General features: G+C 69.6%; 10 protein-coding genes and 2 rRNA genes. 3 read left to right on the top strand and 9 right to left on the bottom strand.

The genetic code is table 11. The features are described 5' to 3' along the window. Window positions 1-14: 14 nt before the first annotated feature. From QQY24_RS13610 to QQY24_RS13630, 5 genes are all read right to left on the bottom strand, one after another. A 23S ribosomal RNA gene (locus tag QQY24_RS13610) occupies window positions 15-3,136 on the bottom strand. 307 nt (window positions 3,137-3,443) lie between these two features. Beyond that, window positions 3,444-4,970 (bottom strand): 16S ribosomal RNA (locus QQY24_RS13615). The 16S and 23S rRNA genes sit together here, the layout of an rRNA operon. A 699-nt stretch (window positions 4,971-5,669) precedes the next feature. After that, window positions 5,670-6,482: a pyrroline-5-carboxylate reductase gene (gene proC / locus QQY24_RS13620; RefSeq protein WP_367657996.1), complete on the bottom strand. Its 813-nt coding sequence runs from the start codon at window positions 6,480-6,482 to the stop codon at window positions 5,670-5,672. Between the two features lie 106 nt (window positions 6,483-6,588). Continuing rightward, window positions 6,589-7,104 (bottom strand): EamA/RhaT family transporter, encoded by a 516-nt coding sequence (locus tag QQY24_RS13625; protein ID WP_301972959.1) that lies wholly within the window; start codon window positions 7,102-7,104, stop codon window positions 6,589-6,591. 42 nt (window positions 7,105-7,146) lie between these two features. Next, window positions 7,147-7,473 carry an SH3 domain-containing protein gene (locus QQY24_RS13630; protein WP_301972960.1) on the bottom strand — a complete coding sequence of 109 codons (327 nt, stop codon included), beginning with the start codon at window positions 7,471-7,473 and terminating at the stop codon, window positions 7,147-7,149. A 179-nt stretch (window positions 7,474-7,652) separates the two neighbouring features. Between QQY24_RS13630 and QQY24_RS13635 the strand changes: the two genes are divergently transcribed. Next, window positions 7,653-9,752, top strand: coding sequence for a serine/threonine-protein kinase (locus tag QQY24_RS13635; RefSeq protein WP_301972961.1), 2,100 nt, complete (start codon window positions 7,653-7,655; stop codon window positions 9,750-9,752). Window positions 9,753-9,807: 55 nt separating this feature from the next. Here QQY24_RS13635 and ilvD read toward each other — a convergent pair whose 3' ends face one another. The 3 genes from ilvD to QQY24_RS13650 all read right to left on the bottom strand — a co-directional run bounded on the left by ilvD (window position 9,808) and on the right by QQY24_RS13650 (window position 13,837). Continuing rightward, entirely contained in the window at window positions 9,808-11,661 is a 1,854-nt protein-coding gene (gene ilvD, locus QQY24_RS13640) for a dihydroxy-acid dehydratase (protein WP_301972962.1), read from the bottom strand. A 143-nt stretch (window positions 11,662-11,804) separates the two neighbouring features. Then, complete coding sequence (locus tag QQY24_RS13645) at window positions 11,805-12,638, bottom strand: sugar phosphate isomerase/epimerase (RefSeq protein ID WP_301972963.1); 834 nt, start codon at window positions 12,636-12,638, stop codon at window positions 11,805-11,807. Between the two features lie 266 nt (window positions 12,639-12,904). Continuing rightward, entirely contained in the window at window positions 12,905-13,837 is a 933-nt protein-coding gene (locus QQY24_RS13650) for a Ppx/GppA phosphatase family protein (protein WP_301972964.1), read from the bottom strand. 72 nt (window positions 13,838-13,909) lie between these two features. Between QQY24_RS13650 and QQY24_RS13655 the strand changes: the two genes are divergently transcribed. Further along, on the top strand, window positions 13,910-14,764 hold the full coding sequence (locus QQY24_RS13655; RefSeq protein WP_301972965.1) for a hypothetical protein: 855 nt from the start codon (window positions 13,910-13,912) through the stop codon (window positions 14,762-14,764). Here the strand turns inward: QQY24_RS13655 and QQY24_RS13660 are convergent. Next, window positions 14,761-16,458 (bottom strand): hypothetical protein, encoded by a 1,698-nt coding sequence (locus QQY24_RS13660; RefSeq protein ID WP_301972966.1) that lies wholly within the window; start codon window positions 16,456-16,458, stop codon window positions 14,761-14,763. The two genes, QQY24_RS13655 and QQY24_RS13660, sit on opposite strands and share 4 nt — an antisense overlap. Before the next feature lie 197 nt (window positions 16,459-16,655). On the opposite strand from QQY24_RS13660, the gene radA reads away from it, so the two are divergent. Then, window positions 16,656-18,065 carry a DNA repair protein RadA gene (gene radA, locus QQY24_RS13665; RefSeq protein WP_301972967.1) on the top strand — a complete coding sequence of 470 codons (1,410 nt, stop codon included), beginning with the start codon at window positions 16,656-16,658 and terminating at the stop codon, window positions 18,063-18,065. The last annotated feature ends 22 nt before the right edge of the window (window positions 18,066-18,087 follow it).

The following is an 18,087-nucleotide window of genomic DNA, read 5'->3' on the forward strand; positions in this document are numbered from 1 at the left end:
GGACGCGAGCAACTGAGGACAAGCCCTCGGCCTATTAGTACCGGTCACCTCCACACGTTACCGTGCTTCCAGATCCGGCCTATCAACCCAGTCGTCTACTGGGAGCCTTACCCCATCAAGTGGGTGGGAGTCCTCATCTCGAAGCAGGCTTCCCGCTTAGATGCTTTCAGCGGTTATCCCTCCCGAACGTAGCCAACCAGCCATGCCCTTGGCAGGACAACTGGCACACCAGAGGTTCGTCCGTCCCGGTCCTCTCGTACTAGGGACAGCCCTTCTCAAGACTCCTACGCGCACAGCGGATAGGGACCGAACTGTCTCACGACGTTCTAAACCCAGCTCGCGTACCGCTTTAATGGGCGAACAGCCCAACCCTTGGGACCGACTCCAGCCCCAGGATGCGACGAGCCGACATCGAGGTGCCAAACCATCCCGTCGATATGGACTCTTGGGGAAGATCAGCCTGTTATCCCCGGGGTACCTTTTATCCGTTGAGCGACGGCGCTTCCACAAGCCACCGCCGGATCACTAGTCCCGACTTTCGTCCCTGCTCGACCCGTCGGTCTCACAGTCAAGCTCCCTTGTGCACTTACACTCAACACCTGATTGCCAACCAGGCTGAGGGAACCTTTGGGCGCCTCCGTTACTCTTTAGGAGGCAACCGCCCCAGTTAAACTACCCATCAGACACTGTCCCTGATCCGGATCACGGACCCAGGTTAGACATCCAGCACGACCAGACTGGTATTTCAACGACGACTCCACACACACTGGCGTGCCTGCTTCACAGTCTCCCAGCTATCCTACACAAGCCGAACCGAACACCAATATCAAACTGTAGTAAAGGTCCCGGGGTCTTTCCGTCCTGCTGCGCGAAACGAGCATCTTTACTCGTAGTGCAATTTCACCGGGCCTATGGTTGAGACAGTCGAGAAGTCGTTACGCCATTCGTGCAGGTCGGAACTTACCCGACAAGGAATTTCGCTACCTTAGGATGGTTATAGTTACCACCGCCGTTTACTGGCGCTTAAGTTCTCAGCTTCGCCCCACCGAAATGGAGCTAACCGGTCCCCTTAACGTTCCAGCACCGGGCAGGCGTCAGTCCGTATACATCGCCTTACGGCTTCGCACGGACCTGTGTTTTTAGTAAACAGTCGCTTCTCGCTGGTCTCTGCGGCCACCCCCAGCTCAAGCAGCACATGCTCTCACCAGACGTGGCCCCCCTTCTCCCGAAGTTACGGGGGCATTTTGCCGAGTTCCTTAACCATAGTTCACCCGAACGCCTCGGTATTCTCTACCTGACCACCTGAGTCGGTTTAGGGTACGGGCCGCCATGAAACTCGCTAGAGGCTTTTCTCGACAGCATAGGATCATCCACTTCACCACAATCGGCTCGGCATCAGGTCTCACCCTGCATGAGCGGCGGATTTACCTACCACTCGGGCTACACCCTTACCCCGGGACAACCACCGCCCGGGATGGACTACCTTCCTGCGTCACCCCATCACTCACCTACTAACCGCTTGGTCCGGCGGCTCCACCACTTTCCATTCCCCGAAGGGTCCGGAACGGCTTCACGGCCTTAGCATCACGATGCTCGATGTTTGACGCTTCACAGCGGGTACCGGAATATCAACCGGTTATCCATCGACTACGCCTGTCGGCCTCGCCTTAGGTCCCGACTTACCCTGGGCAGATCAGCTTGACCCAGGAACCCTTAGTCAATCGGCGCAAACGTTTCTCACGTTTGTATCGCTACTCATGCCTGCATTCTCACTCGTCAACCGTCCACAACTACCTTCCGGTGCTGCTTCACCCGGCAGACGACGCTCCCCTACCCATCAACACACCCGTTGGGGCTATATATGTCAATGACACGACTTCGGCGGTACGCTTGAGCCCCGCTACATTGTCGGCGCGGAATCACTAGACCAGTGAGCTATTACGCACTCTTTCAAGGGTGGCTGCTTCTAAGCCAACCTCCTGGTTGTCTGTGCGACTCCACATCCTTTCCCACTTAGCGTACGCTTAGGGGCCTTAGTCGATGCTCTGGGCTGTTTCCCTCTCGACCATGGAGCTTATCCCCCACAGTCTCACTGCCGCGCTCTCACTTACCGGCATTCGGAGTTTGGCTAAGGTCAGTAACCCGGTAGGGCCCATCGCCTATCCAGTGCTCTACCTCCGGCAAGAAACACACGACGCTGCACCTAAATGCATTTCGGGGAGAACCAGCTATCACGGAGTTTGATTGGCCTTTCACCCCTAACCACAGGTCATCCCCCAGGTTTTCAACCCTGGTGGGTTCGGTCCTCCACGAAGTCTTACCTCCGCTTCAACCTGCCCATGGCTAGATCACTCCGCTTCGGGTCTTGAGCGTGCTACTAAAACGCCCTCTTCGGACTCGCTTTCGCTACGGCTTCCCCACCCGGGTTAACCTCGCAACACACCGCAAACTCGCAGGCTCATTCTTCAAAAGGCACGCAGTCACGAGAATGAAGAAAACTCCACTCCGACGCTCCCACGGCTTGTAGGCACACGGTTTCAGGTACTATTTCACTCCCCTCCCGGGGTACTTTTCACCATTCCCTCACGGTACTATCCGCTATCGGTCACCAGGGAATATTTAGGCTTAGCGGGTGGTCCCGCCAGATTCACACGGGATTTCTCGGGCCCCGTGCTACTTGGGTGTCTCTCCAACGAGCCGCTGACGTTTCGACTACGGGGGTCTTACCCTCTACGCCGGACCTTTCGCATGTCCTTCGCCTACATCAACGGTTTCTGACTCGTCCCACGGCCGGCAGACCGTGAAAGAGAGATCCCACAACCCCGCACACGCAACCCCTGCCGGGTCTCACACGTATACGGTTTAGCCTCATCCGGTTTCGCTCGCCACTACTCCCGGAATCACGGTTGTTTTCTCTTCCTGCGGGTACTGAGATGTTTCACTTCCCCGCGTTCCCTCCACACTGCCTATGTGTTCAGCAGCGGGTGACAGCCCATGACGACTGCCGGGTTTCCCCATTCGGAAACCCCCGGATCAAAGCCTGGTTGACGACTCCCCGGGGACTATCGTGGCCTCCCACGTCCTTCATCGGTTCCTGGTGCCAAGGCATCCACCGTGCGCCCTTAAAAACTTGGCCACAGATGCTCGCGTCCACTGTGCAGTTCTCAAACAACGACCAGCCACCCATCACCCCGGACCACCGTCCGAGTGCACTGGGGCCGGCACCTGAGGAAAAAAACCCATTCCCTCAGACACCCAACAGCGTGCCCGATCCAACCCCGCCCGAAGACCATGCGTTCCACGCCCTTACGAGCAGTACTAACAGCCCCCGACCCGAGAACCGAACCGAATAGTCAACGTTCCACCCATGAGCAACCGGCATCGGACACTCGCCGATGCACCGGCCTCTGACCGGGCCAGGCCCGGTAAGAAGTGCTCCTTAGAAAGGAGGTGATCCAGCCGCACCTTCCGGTACGGCTACCTTGTTACGACTTCGTCCCAATCGCCAGTCCCACCTTCGACAGCTCCCTCCCACAAGGGGTTGGGCCACCGGCTTCGGGTGTTACCGACTTTCGTGACGTGACGGGCGGTGTGTACAAGGCCCGGGAACGTATTCACCGCAGCAATGCTGATCTGCGATTACTAGCGACTCCGACTTCATGGGGTCGAGTTGCAGACCCCAATCCGAACTGAGACCGGCTTTTTGAGATTCGCTCCACCTCACGGTATCGCAGCTCTTTGTACCGGCCATTGTAGCACGTGTGCAGCCCAAGACATAAGGGGCATGATGACTTGACGTCGTCCCCACCTTCCTCCGAGTTGACCCCGGCGGTCTCCCGTGAGTCCCCAGCACCACAAGGGCCTGCTGGCAACACGGGACAAGGGTTGCGCTCGTTGCGGGACTTAACCCAACATCTCACGACACGAGCTGACGACAGCCATGCACCACCTGTACACCGACCACAAGGGGGACCCTGTCTCCAGGGTTTTCCGGCGTATGTCAAGCCTTGGTAAGGTTCTTCGCGTTGCGTCGAATTAAGCCACATGCTCCGCCGCTTGTGCGGGCCCCCGTCAATTCCTTTGAGTTTTAGCCTTGCGGCCGTACTCCCCAGGCGGGGCACTTAATGCGTTAGCTGCGGCACGGACAACGTGGAATGTTGCCCACACCTAGTGCCCACCGTTTACGGCGTGGACTACCAGGGTATCTAATCCTGTTCGCTCCCCACGCTTTCGCTCCTCAGCGTCAGTATCGGCCCAGAGATCCGCCTTCGCCACCGGTGTTCCTCCTGATATCTGCGCATTTCACCGCTACACCAGGAATTCCGATCTCCCCTACCGAACTCTAGCCTGCCCGTATCGACTGCAGACCCGGGGTTAAGCCCCGGGCTTTCACAACCGACGCGACAAGCCGCCTACGAGCTCTTTACGCCCAATAATTCCGGACAACGCTCGCGCCCTACGTATTACCGCGGCTGCTGGCACGTAGTTAGCCGGCGCTTCTTCTGCAGGTACCGTCACTTTCGCTTCTTCCCTGCTGAAAGAGGTTTACAACCCGAAGGCCGTCATCCCTCACGCGGCGTCGCTGCATCAGGCTTTCGCCCATTGTGCAATATTCCCCACTGCTGCCTCCCGTAGGAGTCTGGGCCGTGTCTCAGTCCCAGTGTGGCCGGTCGCCCTCTCAGGCCGGCTACCCGTCGTCGCCTTGGTGAGCCATTACCTCACCAACAAGCTGATAGGCCGCGGGCCCATCCTGCACCGCCGGAGCTTTCCAGAACCACAGATGCCCATGATCCTCATATCCGGTATTAGACCCCGTTTCCAGGGCTTGTCCCAGAGTGCAGGGCAGATTGCCCACGTGTTACTCACCCGTTCGCCACTAATCCCCTCCCGAAAGAGGTTCATCGTTCGACTTGCATGTGTTAAGCACGCCGCCAGCGTTCGTCCTGAGCCAGGATCAAACTCTCCGTGAATGCTCACCCCGGACCATGCAACCAGCACATCCGGTGCACACATCACGAGAGCGGAACAGCCGGGCGGAATAAGCCCAGCCGTTCACAGCGTCCTCGCTGTGTCTACTTCAAAGGAACCTCGACCATCGGAAAACAACCTCCGACGGACGGGGTATCAACATATCTGGCGTTGACTTTTGGCACGCTGTTGAGTTCTCAAGGAACGGACGCTTCCTTCGTACTCACCCTCACGGGCTTTCCTCCGGGCGCTTCCCTTCGGTCCTGCGTCTCCGACTCTACCAGATCCTTTTCCGATCCGATTTCCTCGGTGCTTTCCAGGTTCCCGCTCCCGCGTTTCCCTTTCCGGCGGTTCCGACTCTATCAGATCCTTTCGGACCTGACTCCCAGTCAGCGGGCGTTGTCCTTGCGGCCGTTGGGCCGTTCCGACGAGTGAGACTTTAGCGGATTCCCGGCTCCCGAGCTAATCGGGGCCGTGTCCTTTCGAACGCGGATTCCTCATTTCGCGAATACGCACGCCAAAGCATTCGGCGCCGAGGCGTCGACTCTGGGTGGACTTGCGGAATGGCTGTCCGGGGACCGACCGAAGTCGGTGCTCACGTCGGACAACTCGGAGTACCTTACGAACCCGGTCGGTGCGTGTCAACTTCGTCCCCGGCGCGCCCCCGCGGGTGCGGTGCGGGGGCGCGCCGGGGTGGGGTTTCAGCCCTTGTTGCCCGAGGCGAGGGCGCGGCTGCGGTCGCGCGCGGCCTCCAGTGCCGCGATGAGGGCGGCCCGGACGCCGTGGTTCTCCAGCTCGCGGATGGCGCTGATCGTGGTGCCCGCCGGGGAGGTGACGTTCTCGCGGAGCTTGACGGGGTGCTCGCCGCTGTCCCGGAGCATCACGGCGGCGCCGATGGCGGACTGGACGATGAGGTCGTGGGCCTTGTCACGGGGCAGGCCGAGCAGGATGCCGGCGTCGGTCATGGCCTCGACCAGGTAGAAGAAGTAGGCCGGGCCGGACCCGGACAGGGCGGTGCAGGCGTCCTGCTGGCTCTCGGGGACGCGGAGGGTCTTGCCGACGGCTCCGAAGATCTCCTCGGCGACGGCCAGGTGGTCGGTGGTGGCGTGGCTGCCGGCGGAGATGACCGACATGGCCTCGTCCACGAGGGCCGGGGTGTTGGTCATGACGCGGACGACGGGGGTGCCCGCGGCGAGGCGTTCCTCGAAGAAGGCCGTGGGCACGCCGGCGGCGCCGCTGATGACGAGGCGGCCGGCGGGGACCTGCGGGGCGAGTTCGTCCAGGAGGGCGCTCATGTCCTGCGGCTTGACGGTGAGGATCAGGGTGTCCGCGGTCCTGGCGGCCTCGGTGTTGGTGACCGGGGCGACTCCGTAGCGGGTGCGGAGTTCTTCGGCGCGTTCGGGACGGCGGGCGGTCACCAGGAGGTCGGCGGGGGCCCAGCCGGCCCGGATCATTCCGCTGAGCAGGGCTTCGCCGATCTTGCCGGTGCCGAGGACTGCGACTTTCTGGCTCATGCGGGCCATCCTCGCACCGGGGGTGAGGGACCGGGGGTGGTTGTCCGGTGGGCGGAACGGACCTCGGCACCGGGGTGCCCGGGACCGTCGTGGGTCGCCCGGGGCGTCAGCGGCGGCGCTTCTTCCCCGGGTTGCCCGGACGCCGGGCGGCGCGCCGGGCGTGGGCCTCGCGGGCCCTGGCGTACTCCTCGCGGTGGAGTCCCTCGCCCGGGGCCTCGGTCAGGGAGCGGAGGAAGTAGGCGAGGAGGGAGCCGACGAAGCCGATGGCGAGCAGGCCGCGCAGGGAGGCCTGGCGTGCCGGGTCGTGGCGCCTGGTGAAGCCCTCCCAGGTGTTGCGGAAGGCGAGCGCGCTGCAGACCGCGAACATGACGATGACCAGGACGGTCACGAAGGAGCCGGTGCCGGCGAGCCGGATGCCCTGGTAGGCGAGGCGCAGGACCAGGCAGGAGACGACCGCGGCGGCGAGGGAGCCGGCGGCGACGCCGGTCCGGCGGGCCGCGTATCCGTGGTCGTGGTGCACCCAGGACGTGCCGAAGAAGCGCAGGGGCTCGGGGCTCGGCCCGCCCCGGGCCGGGCCCGTGGAGCCCGCGGGGGTGCCCGGAGTGCCGGTTTCGTCGCTCACCGGACGATTATGGCGCCGGGGTGCCGCGGGCTCCGGGCGGGGTCAGCCGCAGCGCGGGGCGACGTAGCCGTCGCTGCCCGTTCGGACGTAGGTGTCGGAGACGTACTCGCCGTTGCCGATGTTGTCCCAGATGGCCGAGGTGCCGTAGGGGCCCGCGACGGAGGTGCCCGGTGTCTGGCAGTGGACGGGGACGCTCGCGCCCTCGGGCAGGACGCGGACGAGGCCGTAGCCGGTGCCGGGACCGCTGCGGACGTTCAGGCGGACGCCCGGGGCGACCGCGTAGTAGCGCAGGGACTCCGCCGTGACCGTCACGGTCGCGGCCCGCCCCGCACCGGTGCTGCCGATGTCTTCCACGTGCTCGACTGACATGAAGAGTCCCCCCGTCGGCCCCATGGCTGTCATGGGAGCCCGTCGACGTGCCGGAAAAGCGGTCGCGGAACAGCTGTGCGCGACGCGCAGGCAGACGCTAGCAAGCCGCCTCCGTCTCGAACGAGTCATCGACTAGGCTCCGTGCGTCGCGCGCGCGGTCGAACAGCACGGGGGAATCCATGGCGCCACAGCGCAACGTCGGAGCGGGCGCGGAAGCGGAACGCCCCGAGTGCGCCGGTCAGTACCGGCTGGAGGCGCGCCTGGGCTCGGGCGGCATGGGGGTCGTGCACCTGGCCCGCAGCACCTCCGGGCTGAGGCTCGCGGTGAAGGTCGTGCACGCGGAGTTCGCCCGGGACCCGGAGTTCCGGGGCCGCTTCCGGCAGGAGGTGGCGGCCGCCCGGAGGGTGAGCGGGGCCTTCACCGCGCCCGTCGTGGACGCCGATCCGGAGGCCGAACGGCCGTGGATGGCCACGCTGTTCATCCCGGGGCCGACCCTTTCCGAACACGTGAGGGACGACGGGCCGATGCCGTCGGCCCGGTTGCGGCGGCTCATGGCCGGGCTCGCCGAGGCGTTGCGGGACATCCACCGGGTGGGGGTCGTGCACCGGGACCTCAAGCCGAGCAACGTGCTGCTCGCCGAGGACGGGCCGAAGGTCATCGACTTCGGCATCTCCCGGCCCAAGGACAGCGAACTGCGCACCGAGACCGGGAAGCTGATCGGTACGCCGCCGTTCATGGCGCCGGAGCAGTTCCGCCGGCCGCGGGAGGTGGGGCCGGCGGCGGACGTCTTCGCCCTCGGGTCGGTGATGGTGCACGCGGCGACCGGGCGCGGGCCGTTCGACTCCGACAGTCCGTACGTGGTGGCGTACCAGGTGGTGCACGACGAGCCGGACCTGACCGGTGTGCCGCAGGACCTGGCGCCGCTGGTGCAGCGCTGCCTCGCCAAGGAACCGGCGGACCGGCCGACCCCGGACGAGCTGATGCGGGAGCTGCGGTCGGTCGCGGCGTCCTACGACACGCAGGCGTTCGTACCCGCGCAGCGGACCCGGGAGGACGGTCCGGGGCCGCGGACCGGTGCCGGGGGGACCACGGGCCGGACCGGAAGGCGGCGGGGCAGGCGGATGGCCGCCGCGGGCGCCGCCGCGCTCGGTCTGGCCGTGCTCGCCGCCCTGGCCCCGGTCCAGTGGTCCGGCGGCTCCGGGAGCACGGCCGGGGACGGGAGCGCGCGGACGGTGCCGACCGCGTTCGGCGGCTGGTCGGCCGGACCGGTGGTGAAGGGCGGGGGCGTGCCCCAGTGCTCCTACGCGGCGGACAGGCTGCTGTGCGCCCAGCCCGGCGTGGTGTTCGCGCTGTCCCCCACCGACGGCGCCCTGGTGTGGCGGCACCCGGTACCCACGCGGGTCACGAGCGGTCCGCCGGCGGTGGCGGCCGGTCTCGTGCAGCCCGACCCGGACGGAGGCACGCGGCTGGCGGCGCTCGCCCCCGCCTCGGGCCGGGAGGTCTGGCAGCGGCGGCTGCCCCCGGGCACGACGGTGCGCCACGCGGGTGACACGGCCCTGCTCACGCACGCCGACGGCTCGGTGGACGGGGTGGACGCGGCGACCGGTGCGCCGAAGTGGCGGCGGACGTTCCCCGGCGGGGGTCCGCCGGTCCTCACGTCCTTCCCCGGCGACCCGCTGGCCTACGCGGCCCGGACGTCCGCCGACGGGTCGGGCACCCGGGTGACCGCCGTGGACCCGCGCACGGGACGGGTGCGGTGGGACGCCCGGCTGGACGGGGCGCTGCGGCCGTTCGGCGCCCACGGCGGTTCGGTGTTCCTGCTCTCCGTCGGCCGTGTCCGCGGGGACGCCCGGGAGGTCGTCCGCTACACCCCGGCCGGCGGGGGGACCCGCCGGGTGACGCTGCCCGTCGCCCTCGACGACGCGCAGGCCACCGTGCGCGGGAACGTCGCGTACCTCCTGGCGTCCGGGGGAGCCCTGGTCGCCGTCGACCTGGACGCGCGCAAGCAGCTGTGGCGCCTGGAGACGTCGGTGAGCCGCGGGTCGGCGCCCGCCGCCGACGGCGCGCGGGTGTACTTCAGCTCGGCGGACGGGCGGCTCCTGGCCGTGGACGCCGACGGGGGCGGGCTCGTCGGGCAGACCGGAGCCCGCCTCGGCGAGGACCCGTCCCGGGTCGTCGCGGCCCTGCCCGCGCCGGTCGTCGTCGGTGGCCGGATCTACGCCGCCGCTCCGGACGGCACCGTCTTCGCCCTCGACGCGCGCGACCCGTCGGCCTGGTAGGCGCGGAAGGGGCCGCCCCCGGGGGCGGCCCCTTCCGCGCCGTGGACCGGGCCGGTCAGCCGAGCTTGGTCACGTCGCGCACCGCGCCCTTGTCCGCACTGGTCGCCATCGCCGCGTAGGCCCGCAGGGCCGCGGAGACCTTGCGCTCGCGGTTCCTCGGGGCGTGGACGCCGTTCAGGGCCTGCTCGCGGCGGGCCAGTTCCGCCTCGTCGACCAGCAGCTCGATCGTGCGGCCGGGGATGTCGATGCGGATGCGGTCGCCGTCCTGGACCAGGGCGATCGTGCCGCCGGAGGCCGCCTCCGGGGAGGCGTGGCCGATGGACAGGCCCGAGGTGCCGCCGGAGAAGCGGCCGTCGGTGATCAGGGCGCAGCTCTTGCCCAGGCCGCGGCCCTTCAGGTAGGAGGTCGGGTAGAGCATCTCCTGCATGCCGGGGCCGCCCTTGGGCCCCTCGTAGCGGATCACCACGACGTCGCCGTCCTTGACCTCCTGGGTGAGGATCCGCTGGACGGCCTCCTCCTGGGACTCGCAGACCACGGCCGGGCCCTCGAAGGTCCAGATCGACTCGTCCACGCCGGCCGTCTTCACCACGCAGCCGTCGACCGCCAGGTTGCCCTTGAGGACCGCCAGGCCGCCGTCCTTCGAGTACGCGTGCTCGACCGAGCGGATGCAGCCGTTCTCGGCGTCGTCGTCCAGGGAGTCCCAGCGCTCGGACTGGGAGAAGGCCTCGGCGGAGCGGACGCAGCCCGGGGCCGCGTGCCACAGCTCCACCGCCTCGGGGGACGGGGAGCCGCCGCGCACGTCCCAGGTCTTGAGCCAGTCGGCCAGGGAGGGGCTGTGGACGGAGTGGACGTCCTCGTTCAGCAGGCCCCCGCGGTGCAGCTCGCCGAGCAGGGCGGGGATGCCGCCGGCGCGGTGCACGTCCTCCATGTAGTAGGTGCGGTTCTTGCCGACGTTCGGGGCGACCTTGGCGAGGCAGGGCACGCGGCGGGAGACCGCGTCGATCTCCTCCAGGCCGAAGGGGACGCCCGCCTCCTGGGCCGCGGCCAGCAGGTGCAGGATCGTGTTGGTCGAGCCGCCCATCGCGATGTCCAGGGCCATGGCGTTCTCGAAGGCCTGGAAGGTGGCGACGGAGCGGGGCAGGACCGTGTCGTCGTCCTGCTCGTAGTGGCGGCGGGTGAGGTCCATGACCGTGCGGGCCGCGTCCTCGTAGAGCCGGCGGCGGGCGGTGTGGGTGGCGAGGACCGAGCCGTTGCCGGGCAGGGAGAGGCCGATGGCCTCGGTGAGGCAGTTCATCGAGTTGGCGGTGAACATGCCGGAACAGCTGCCGCAGGTCGGGCAGGCGTTCTCCTCGATCCGCGCGATGTCCTCGTCGGAGATCTTGTCGTTCACGGCGTCGGAGATCGCGTCGACCAGGTCGAGGGTGCGCACCGTGCCGTCGACCAGCGTGGCGCGGCCGGACTCCATCGGGCCGCCGGAGACGAAGACCGTCGGGATGTTCAGGCGCAGGGCCGCCATCAGCATGCCCGGGGTGATCTTGTCGCAGTTGGAGATGCAGACCAGGGCGTCGGCGCAGTGGGCCTCCACCATGTACTCCACCGAGTCCGCGATCAGCTCGCGGGAGGGCAGGGAGTACAGCATGCCGCCGTGGCCCATCGCGATGCCGTCGTCCACGGCGATCGTGTTGAACTCGCGCGGGATGCCGCCCGCCTCCCGGATCGCCTCGCTGACGATCCGGCCGACCGGCTGCAGGTGGGTGTGGCCGGGGACGAACTCCGTGAAGGAGTTGGCGACGGCGACGACCGGCTTCCGGCCGATGTCCGCACCGGGTACACCGGAGGCGCGCATAAGGGCGCGGGCGCCCGCCATGTTGCGGCCGTGGGTGACTGTGCGGGACCTCAGCTCGGGCATCGTCGCTCGCTCCTTCGAAACCGTCTGTCGGTCAGTGCGTTCTAACTCTTTCCGAGCGTACGCCGCCGCTCCAAGGACTGGACACACTCGTCCGGAATGCGGGACGCGCGGTCCACGGCGCCGTGGGCCGGGCGCGGTCCCCGTCACCGCCGGGGCACCCTCGCCGCGGCGGCCAGGTGGAGGCGGGTGAAGGCCAGGGCCTCGGCGAGGTCGGCCTCGCGTTCGGCGCTGGACATCGCCCGCCGGGTGTTGACCTCGAGGACGACGTGGCCGTCGAAGCCGTTGAGCGCGAGGCGTTCCAGCGTCTCGGCGCAGGGCTGGGTGCCGCGGCCGGGCACCAGGTGCTCGTCCTTGGCCGAGCCCCGGCCGTCGGCCAGGTGGACGTGGCCGAGCCGGTCGCCCATGCGGTCGATCATCTCCAGCGCGTCCGTGCGGGCCGTCGCCGTGTGGCTCAGGTCGATCGTGAAGTGCCGGTAGTCGTCCTTGGTGACGTCCCAGTCGGGCGCGTAGGCGAGCATCTCGCGGTCGCGGTAGCGCCAGGGGTACATGTTCTCGACGGCGAACCGCACGTCCGTCTCGTCCGCCATCCGCCAGATCCCGGAGACGAAGTCCCGGGCGTACTGCCGCTGCCAGCGGAAGGGCGGGTGGACGACGACGGTGGTGGCGCCGAGCTTCTCGGCGGCGGCGCGGGCCCGCTGGAGCTTGGTCCATGGGTCGGTGGACCAGACCCGCTGGGTGATCAGCAGGCAGGGGGCGTGGACGGCCAGGACCGGGACGCCGTGGTAGTCGGACAGCCGGCGCAGGGCCTCGATGTCCTGGCTGACCGGGTCGGTCCACACCATGACCTCGACGCCGTCGTAACCGAGGCGCGCGGCGATTTCGAAGGCGGTTGCCGTCGGCTCCGGGTACACGGAGGCCGTCGACAAGGCGACCTTCGCATCCGGAATCCGCACGGACACGTCCCTTGGTTCAGCCACGCAGACACCTTACGGGCTGCGGTGGCCCGGATGCCGGGTACCGGATGGCGGTTGTGAGGTTTGCCATGCGGGCGGGCGCCGGGGCGGTCACAGCACCAGGGTCCGTCGTTCGGATCGGATCGGACCGGGTCGGGGAGCGGGATCCGGTGCCGTGCACCGCACGGCGGAGGAGGGCGTCACGGCGGAGCCACGGCAGCCGACGACAAGCCGCGGGGTGCGGTGCCGGGCCCCGCGAGCCCGGCGTGGTCCGATCCGAACGACGGGCCCTAGTCGCCGCCCATGTGGTCGAGGCGCCGCAGGATCACGCCCTCCCGCAGCGCCCAGGGGCATATCTCCAGGCTCTCCACGCCGAACAGGTCCATCGCGCCCTCCGCCACCAGGGCGCCGGCGAGTATCTGGGCCGCCCGGCCCTCGGAGACGCCGGGCAGTTCGCAGCGCTGGGCCGTGGTCATGCCGGACAGCCGGGGGACCCAGGCCTCCAGGGACTCCCGCTTCAGTTCGCGCTGGACGTACAGGCCCTCGGCGCTGCGGGCGGCGCCGGCGATGCGGGCCAGCTGCTTGAAGGTCTTGGAGGTGGCGACCACGTGGTCGGGCGCGCCGAGGCGGCTGAACTCGCCGACCGTGCGGGCGATCTCGGTGCGGACGTGGCGGCGCAGGGCCCGCACGTCCTCGGGGTCGGGCGGGTCGCCGGGCAGCCGGGCCGCGGTGAGCCGGCCGGCGCCGAGCGGGAGGGAGACGGCCGCGTCCGGCTCCTCGTCCATGCCGTAGGCGATCTCCAGGGAGCCGCCGCCGATGTCCAGGACCAGCAGCTTGCCGGCGGACCAGCCGAACCAGCGGCGGACGGCCAGGAAGGTGAGCCGGGCCTCCTCCGCGCCGCTGAGGACCTGGAGCCGTACGCCGGTCGCGTCCCGGACGCGGGCGAGGACGTCGTCGGCGTTGGTGGCCTCGCGGACGGCGGAGGTCGCGAAGGGCACCAGGTCCTCGACGCCCTTGTCCTCGGCGGCCCGCAGGGCGTCCTCCACGACCGCGATCAGCTTGTCGACGCCCTCGGTGCCGATGGCGCCGTCGTCGTCGAGGAGCTGGGCGAGCCGCAGGTCGGCCTTGTGCGAGTGCGCGGGCAGCGGGCACGCGCCGGGATGGGCGTCCACCACCAGCAGGTGCACCGTGTTCGAACCCACGTCCAGGACCCCGAGTCTCATGGACGCAAACGCTACTGCCACACCCCCCGTCCTCGGTGCTCCGAGCGGATCCCGGCGACTTACCCTGGACACGTGCCAAAGACGAAAAAGGCGAAGGACGACAAATTCGCCAAGGGTCCGAAGGATCCTTCACGGGTGGGGACGTCCGGCTCCGACACGGTCCCGCAGGTGAGCGACGAGAAGGGACTCGACTTCGCGCGCGCATGGGTGGAGTTCCCCGATCCGGCGGACGGCGAACAGGTCTTCCGGTGCGACCTGACCTGGCTAACCTCTCGCTGGAACTGCGTCTTCGGCAGCGGCTGCCAGGGCATCCAGGCGGGCCGCGCCGACGACGGCTGCTGCACGCTGGGCGCCCACTTCTCCGACGAGGACGACGAGAGGCGGGTGGCCGGGCACGTGGCGCGGCTCACCCCCGACATCTGGCAGCACCACGACGAGGGCGTGCGGGGCGGCTGGGTCTCGGAGGACGAGGAGGGCTCCCGGCAGACCCGGCCCTTCCAGGGATCGTGCATCTTCCAGAACCGGCCCGGTTTCGCGGGCGGGATGGGCTGCTCGCTGCACATCCTCGCCCTGCGGGAGGGCCGGGAGCCGCTGGAGACCAAGCCGGACGTGTGCTGGCAGCTGCCGGTCCGGCGGACCTACGACTGGATCGACCGGCCGGACGACACACGGGTGCTGCAGGTGTCGATCGGTGAGTACGACCGCAGGGGCTGGGGCCCGGGCGGCCACGACCTGCACTGGTGGTGCACGTCGGCGACCTCGGCGCACGGCGCGGGCGAGCCGGTGTACCTCTCCTACCGGGCCGAGCTGACGGAACTGATGGGCAAGGCCGGCTACGACCGTCTGGCCGAGCTGTGCGAGCGGCGGCTGGCTTCGCAGCTCCCGCTGGTCGCCCCGCACCCGGCGGACCCGGGGCGGACCCCCTAGTCGCCCGGCGGGTGCGGGGTGCCGTCGTCGGGCGGGGACGGTGACGAGGCCGGCGGGTCCGTCGGGGCGGGCTGCGTGGGGGCGGGGGGCCGGGTCGGCGAGGGCCGGCCGGACGGGGGGTCGGCCGGGGTCGTGGCCGAGGGGGCCGGGGCCGGGCCGGGTTCCGGGGGCGGTGCCGGGGAGGTGGCGGGGGCGGTGCCGTAGCCGTCGACGGTGACCACGGCGCCGGCCGGTGCGATCGCCACCCGGGCGTGCCAGTGGCCGGACGGTTCGCGCAGCTGGTCGACGTACACCTTGATCGTGAACGTCTCGCCGGGCATCAGGGTGCCCGTGGAGCGGCTGAGGTAGAGCCAGGTCGCCGGGGTGGACGCGGACCAGCGCACCGGTGCGGAACCGGAGGCGGTGAGCGTGACGAGCGTGGTGTCCCCCCGGGTGCCGGCGCCGACCGCGAGCCGCCCGGCGCCCCCGTGGCCGGCTCCGGTGACGCTGACGACCTCCACCGAGACGTCCGGCGTGCCGTCCCCGGTGTCGTGGGGGCCGGGTGTGACACGGGCGTTGCCGGTGTCCTCGTAGCCGCCCGCCGAGGAGCCGCCGAGGGCGTCGGGGCCCTGTGCCTCGCGCGCGGTGGCGGAGCGGGCGTCGTCGTCGGCGGTCGGCGCGCCCCGGTAGGCGGCCCACAGGGCGAGCACGGGCGCGGCGACGACGGTGGCGACGACGGTCGTGGTGACGGCACGCGCGCGCAGGCGCTCGCGGCGGGCCGCGCAGTCCTTGGGGTCCATCGGGAAGCCGCGCCGGTCGAAGCGCGGCAGGGCCGCCCCCCGCGCACGCGGGTGGTGCGCCAGCGCGACGTGCAGGGCCGCGCGGGGTGCCTCCAGGACGGGCAGCTCGGCGGGGGTGACCGTGGCGCCGGGCCAGGGGCCGGTGACCGCGCGCTCGGCGGTGCGGCGGCAGCGCGGGCAGTCGTCGACGTGCCGGACCAGCTCGCGGCGCAGGGCGGGGCTGAGGACCGGCTGCCCGCCCGCGGTGAAGCGGGCCACGCCCGGGCAGCCGCCGGTCCCGGCCACGGCGAGCGCGGCGCGGGTGCGCTCCACCTCGCAGGCGGCGGAGGCCAGCAGTTCGCGGGTGGCGGCGGGCTCCATGCCGAGGACCGCGGCGACCTCGTGGGCGGCCAGGTGGTGGCGCACGGCCAGTTCCAGGGCCTCGCGCTGCTCGGGGGTGGTGCCGGCCGCCTCGGGCCAGGCGAGCACGGCCAGTTCCCGGCACCGCTGCTCCTGCGTCCCCGGGGCGGGGGACGGTGCGGTGTGCCGGCGGGCGCCCCTGGAGCGCTGCCCGGCGTCCGCGGGGCGCCCCGCCGCGCGGCCGGCCCGGCGGTCCGGTCCGGCCTCGGCGAGCCCGTGCAGGCACGCCCAGCGGGCCAGTGCGTACAGCCAGGCCCTGCGGTCGCCGGCGGCCTCCGGGACGCGCTGCCCGCGCCGCTCGGCGAGCGCGAGGACCTCCCCGAGGGCGGCGGTGGCCGCGTCGTGGTCGTACAGCACCGACAGGCAGTAGGTGAACAGGCCGTCCAGATACGGTTCGTAGCGGGCCGGGGGGCGCGGGGAGGCGAGGGTGCGCGCGGCGGCTCGATCGCGCGCCTCGCGGTGCGCCCGGTGCGCGCTGGTGGTGCGGGCCGTGGTCTCCGGACTGCTGCTCATCACCCGTGCGACCGTAGGCGGCGCTGGAGCGCCTGTTCGCGCACCTTGAGCAGTTTTAATTCGTACGGGTGAAACGATCCCTCATAAGGGGACACGACCGCCTGGTTCCGTGGCGTGAACCAGGCGGTCGGTGGCCGGTTGCGGACCGCCCGCAGGTGCCCCCCGGCGGCATTGTCAGTGCCGCGGGCTACGGTTTCCGCATGGCTGCCCGCACCAAGACCACCAAGGACCGTCCGTCCTACCGCTGCACCGAGTGCGGCTGGCAGACGGCCAAGTGGCTCGGCCGCTGCCCCGAGTGCCAGGCCTGGGGCACGGTCGAGGAGTACGGCGCGCCCGCGGTCCGTACGACGGCGCCGGGCCGGGTCAGCACCTCCGCGCTGCCCATCGGCCAGGTCGACGGCCGGCAGGCCACCGCCCGCACCACCGGCGTGCCCGAGCTGGACCGGGTGCTCGGCGGCGGGCTGGTCCCCGGCGCGGTCGTACTGCTGGCCGGCGAGCCGGGCGTCGGGAAGTCCACGCTGCTGCTGGACGTGGCCGCCAAGTCGGCGAGCCCCGAGCACCGCACCCTCTACGTGACCGGTGAGGAGTCGGCGAGCCAGGTCCGGCTGCGCGCCGACCGCATCGGCGCCCTGGACGACGACCTGTACCTGGCCGCCGAGACCGATCTGGCCGCCGTCCTCGGGCACTTGGACGAGGTGAAGCCGTCCCTGCTGATCCTCGACTCGGTGCAGACGGTGGCCTCCCCGGAGATCGACGGCGCACCCGGCGGCATGGCCCAGGTCCGCGAGGTGGCCGGCGCCCTGATCCGCGCCTCCAAACAGCGCGGCATGTCCACGCTGCTGGTGGGCCACGTCACGAAGGACGGCGCCATCGCGGGCCCCCGGCTGCTGGAGCACCTGGTGGACGTCGTCCTGCACTTCGAGGGCGACCGGCACGCGCGCCTGCGTCTGGTGCGGGGCGTGAAGAACCGCTACGGCGCCACGGACGAGGTCGGCTGCTTCGAACTGCACGACGAGGGCATCACCGGCCTCGCCGACCCCAGCGGGCTCTTCCTGACCCGCCGCGCCGAGCCGGTTCCCGGCACCTGCCTGACGGTGACCCTGGAGGGCCGCCGCCCGCTGGTGGCCGAGGTGCAGGCGCTCACCGTGGACTCGCAGATCCCCTCTCCGCGCCGCACCACCTCCGGCCTGGAGACCTCCCGGGTGTCGATGATGCTCGCGGTGCTGGAGCAGCGCGGCCGGATCAGCGCGCTCGGCAAGCGGGACATCTACTCCGCGACCGTCGGCGGGGTGAAGCTGTCCGAGCCGGCCGCCGACCTCGCCATCGCCCTCGCGCTCGCCTCGGCCGCCAGTGACACCCCGCTGCCGAAGAACCTGGTCGCGATCGGCGAGGTGGGCCTGGCGGGCGAGGTGAGACGGGTCACGGGCGTGCAGCGCAGGCTCAGCGAGGCGCACCGGCTGGGTTTCACGCACGCGCTCGTGCCGGGCGATCCGGGCAGGGTTCCGGCCGGAATGAAGGTGCTGGAAGTCGCCGACATGGGGGAGGCCCTCAGGGTGCTGCCGCGCTCCCGTCGCCGAGAGGCCCCACGGGAGGCGGAGGACCGCCGGTAGACTTTGCCCAGGTCTCGCCCGT

Source organism: Streptomyces sp. TG1A-8, assembly GCF_030499535.1.
Lineage (GTDB): Bacteria > Actinomycetota > Actinomycetes > Streptomycetales > Streptomycetaceae > Streptomyces.

Excerpts from the sequence above, each read along its gene's own strand:
- proC (WP_367657996.1), bottom strand. The coding sequence starts at position 6,482 with ATGAGCCAGAAAGTCGCAGTCCTCGGCACCGGCAAGATCGGCGAAGCC.
- QQY24_RS13630 (WP_301972960.1), bottom strand. The coding sequence starts at position 7,473 with ATGTCAGTCGAGCACGTGGAAGACATCGGCAGCACCGGTGCGGGGCGG.
- QQY24_RS13635 (WP_301972961.1), top strand. The coding sequence starts at position 7,653 with ATGGCGCCACAGCGCAACGTCGGAGCGGGCGCGGAAGCGGAACGCCCC.
- ilvD (WP_301972962.1), bottom strand. The coding sequence starts at position 11,661 with ATGCCCGAGCTGAGGTCCCGCACAGTCACCCACGGCCGCAACATGGCG.
- QQY24_RS13650 (WP_301972964.1), bottom strand. The coding sequence starts at position 13,837 with ATGAGACTCGGGGTCCTGGACGTGGGTTCGAACACGGTGCACCTGCTG.
- radA (WP_301972967.1), top strand. The coding sequence starts at position 16,656 with ATGGCTGCCCGCACCAAGACCACCAAGGACCGTCCGTCCTACCGCTGC.